The organism is Calderihabitans maritimus, from assembly GCF_002207765.1.
GTDB classification, from domain to species: Bacteria; Bacillota; KKC1; order Calderihabitantales; family Calderihabitantaceae; genus Calderihabitans; species Calderihabitans maritimus.
This window is the reverse complement of record NZ_BDGJ01000080.1, coordinates 1-3,040: the sequence shown is the minus strand read 5'-3', so window position 1 is coordinate 3,040 and position 3,040 is coordinate 1. Positions and strand designations below refer to the sequence as shown.

4 protein-coding genes are annotated in these 3,040 nt (G+C 39.0%); 1 reads left to right on the top strand and 3 read right to left on the bottom strand.

Annotated elements, in window-relative coordinates:
- The first annotated feature begins 321 nt into the window (after window positions 1-321).
- A complete protein-coding gene (locus tag KKC1_RS07190; RefSeq protein ID WP_088553799.1) occupies window positions 322-513 on the top strand; it encodes a transposase in 192 nt (63 codons plus the stop codon).
- 55 nt (window positions 514-568) lie between these two features.
- Here the strand turns inward: KKC1_RS07190 and KKC1_RS17445 are convergent, their stop codons facing one another.
- The 3 genes from KKC1_RS17445 to KKC1_RS17035 form a co-directional block, all read right to left on the bottom strand.
- Window positions 569-739, bottom strand: a complete 171-nt coding sequence (locus tag KKC1_RS17445; protein ID WP_143288703.1) for a transposase — start codon at window positions 737-739, stop codon at window positions 569-571.
- Window positions 740-1,028: 289 nt separating this feature from the next.
- Complete coding sequence (locus tag KKC1_RS17040) at window positions 1,029-1,871, bottom strand: TRAP transporter permease (RefSeq protein WP_272946662.1); 843 nt, start codon at window positions 1,869-1,871, stop codon at window positions 1,029-1,031.
- Window positions 1,872-1,875: 4 nt separating this feature from the next.
- Window positions 1,876-2,874: a TRAP transporter permease gene (locus KKC1_RS17035; RefSeq protein ID WP_088553796.1), complete on the bottom strand. Its 999-nt coding sequence runs from the start codon at window positions 2,872-2,874 to the stop codon at window positions 1,876-1,878.
- Window positions 2,875-3,040: the final 166 nt, after the last annotated feature.

Sequence of the window (3,040 nt, the reverse complement as noted above, 5' to 3'; positions counted from 1 at the left end):
TTAAACCGGAATAACTGTCCAGTTTAAATCGGAACGAGCGTCCAGTTTAAACCGGACTAGCCGTCCAGTTTGAATCGGAATCGGTATCCAATTTGACCGGAATACGCAAAGTATCCCAATCAACAGCATCTAAATCCTTTTTTTGGATGATTTCTATCCCCGGTAGGCCTAATAATATTACCCCTGCAAAAGTTACTAAAATAGGATTGATTCCAGTCAAAGGTTCAGTAATCTATAATGACCCCGTGGAGGGGTTGACACTTACCTAACGGAGGAAAGACGTCCGCTCATCCCGAAATGTTAAGTCAGGAGGTATGAAGAATGAGCGACATCAAAACACCCAACAAACGTAAGCGTTGGACCGCCCAGGCCAAAATGGAAATTGTCGTGGAAGGCCTGAAGGGTCAGGAAACCGTAGCCGAGCTGTGTAGAAGAGTAGGTATAACGAGATCTCTGAAAAACCCGGCAACCGTTGAAACTGTAGGCTTACAGAGATTACCTGATTTTGACTAAATCCGTGTCACTACAATCATATTGGCAGTCAGTATTCCCTGATCTATATCATCATCTATATCATCTTTCCGGCGATTTCCGGTTCTAATTTAGCCCTCTGCGCCATTTTCTTCGCATTTAGGCATATAGAGGTCATAAGCACCTGGATGGCTACTCGCTCTAGTCCACGATACCGGGCTCTCATCATCCGGTGCCAGGTTTTCGCTTCGCCAAATACCCGTTCAATCGTCTTTCACACCCGCATCGCGCGCTTTATGCCACGAGGTCGGTTTTCAAATACTTCCGGCCTGACATAAACGCGTTTGCGGGTCTCCGACTAACTAAGGCACGAATTTTTTCGAGGACATCGCTGACAATCTTTCTCGGAAAAATAAAAAGTCAGGCCACCTTTTCGATGGGGAGTACTGCCTATCGCTTTCTTGTCTTCTTGGCATTGAGAAGGGGAAGTGCTTCTTAAAATTTACTGTTGACATATTATATCCTAGCACTTATTTTAAAATGTTTTTAAAATAATATTAATTACTACTATTTTGAATAAACTTCTGAAATAAGACAACTATAGCATAAATTGCAATTCCAATAAAATCGGTAGTTAATTTTGGATCTATTAAAGTTAATGCTGATATTAACAATAAAAATCTCATTGGTAAGGAAAGTTTCTTAAATAAATAACCTTGGACACAGAAAACTAATGCTGAACAACCAACCAAACTTGTCATGACAACCTTGATAACTTGTAAAAATGAACCGTCTAAAATAAAAGCCGGATTATAAACACCCACATAAGGAACAAAAAAGGCCACCGCCCCGATTTTGAAAGCATTAACACCTACTGACATAGGATTAGACTCCGCAATTCCAGCGGCCGTATATGCCGCTAATGCAACCGGTGGAGTAATTGCTGAAATTACACCAAAGAAAAATACGAATAAATGGGCAGCAAGAACCGGCACACCAAATTCAATTAGCGCAGGAACAACTAAAGCAGCTAATAAAACATAACAAGCCGCGGTTGGCAATCCCATGCCTAATATAATTGATACAATCATAGCCAAGAATAATAATATAAACAGATTACCTCCAGATAATTGAATTATCATAGAGCTTAATTTAACAGCAAGACCAGTTAATGTCAATACACCTATTATTATACCGGCGCATGCGGTTGCAGCAGCAACTCCCAAAATATCCCTTGCACCTTTTTCAAGAGCATCAATAATATCTTTAAAACTTAATCTGGTATCTTTTTTAAGCATACTTAATATTAAAAGCACAACTAATGCTTTAAAAGCAGCGTTTGTGGGTGAAAATCCCATTATCAAAAAGATAATTAAAACACCAATTGAAACAAGTAATATTAAGCTATTTATTAAACTTTTTTTTTAAAGGGGGTAATTCTTTTTTTGTTAACCCTTTTAAGCCATGTTTTGCTGCCTCAATATCTACCGCAAGGAATAAAGAAAAATAATAAAATAGAGCGGGAATAAGTGCAGCAACCATAATACTTGAATAGGGTATTTCCGCCATTTCTGCCATAATAAACGCTGCACTCCCCATGATTGGGGGCATTATTTGACTCCCTGTCGAAGCCACTGCTTCAATTGCCCCGGCAATATGCGGCTTATAGCCAGTTCTTTTCATCAAGGGAATAGTAAAAGTTCCTGTCGCAGCAACATTGGCCACAGCAGCGCCTGTTATAGAACCCATTATACAACTACCTATAACAGCAGCTTTAGCCGGACCGCCTCTAGTTCTCCCGGCAATAGAAAACGCCAAATCTACAAAATACTTACCTCCCCCGGTCTTATTGATAAACGAAGCGAAAATTATAAACATTGCTATTGTGGTAGCACTTACACCAAATGGAATCCCGAAGATACCGGATGTGGTCATGTACATTTGATAGGCAACCCTTTGGATATCATAACCCCGGTGTATTAATGCTCCAGGCATATGTGGTCCAGCAAAAGCATAGATCAAAAAAATTACTCCAATAATCACCAAAGGTAATCCCAGCGTTCTGCGGGTTGCTTCAAGAACCAAAATAATAGCCACAACTCCCATTATAATATCCAATTGCGTAGCTTGACCCTCTCTTAAGACTATAGCATTATAGTTAATTACTATATATGCTCCTACAACAAACCCTAGGAGACTTAATATATAATCATAAAGAGGTATATTTTTTCTTGACACCCCCTTTTTAACTGGAAAAATTAAAAAAATGAGAGCAAGCACAAACATAAGGTGCATTCCTCGTTGAATTAAAGCTGTATACATTCCAAATGCGGAAGTATAAATATGAAAAAGAGCCATTGCCACTGCTAAAATCGTTATTATAATTTTATGACCATTTTTCATATATAAAATTACCCCCCCACATATTTACTAAAGACCAATAATTTGTGTTAAGTTGGGTATGGGTTGACAGATTGGAATGACGCTTAATACGTGTATGAGTCAATAAATATCGGGGGCCAAGAAGGAAAATGAGGCCCTGCTCCATAAGAGGTTAAATATACCAAAA

What these genes read in the sequence shown, in the direction of transcription:
- KKC1_RS07190 (WP_088553799.1), top strand. Translation starts at nt 322, where the DNA reads ATGAGCGACATCAAAACACCCAACAAACGTAAGCGTTGGACCGCCCAG.
- KKC1_RS17035 (WP_088553796.1), bottom strand. Translation starts at nt 2,874, where the DNA reads ATGAAAAATGGTCATAAAATTATAATAACGATTTTAGCAGTGGCAATG.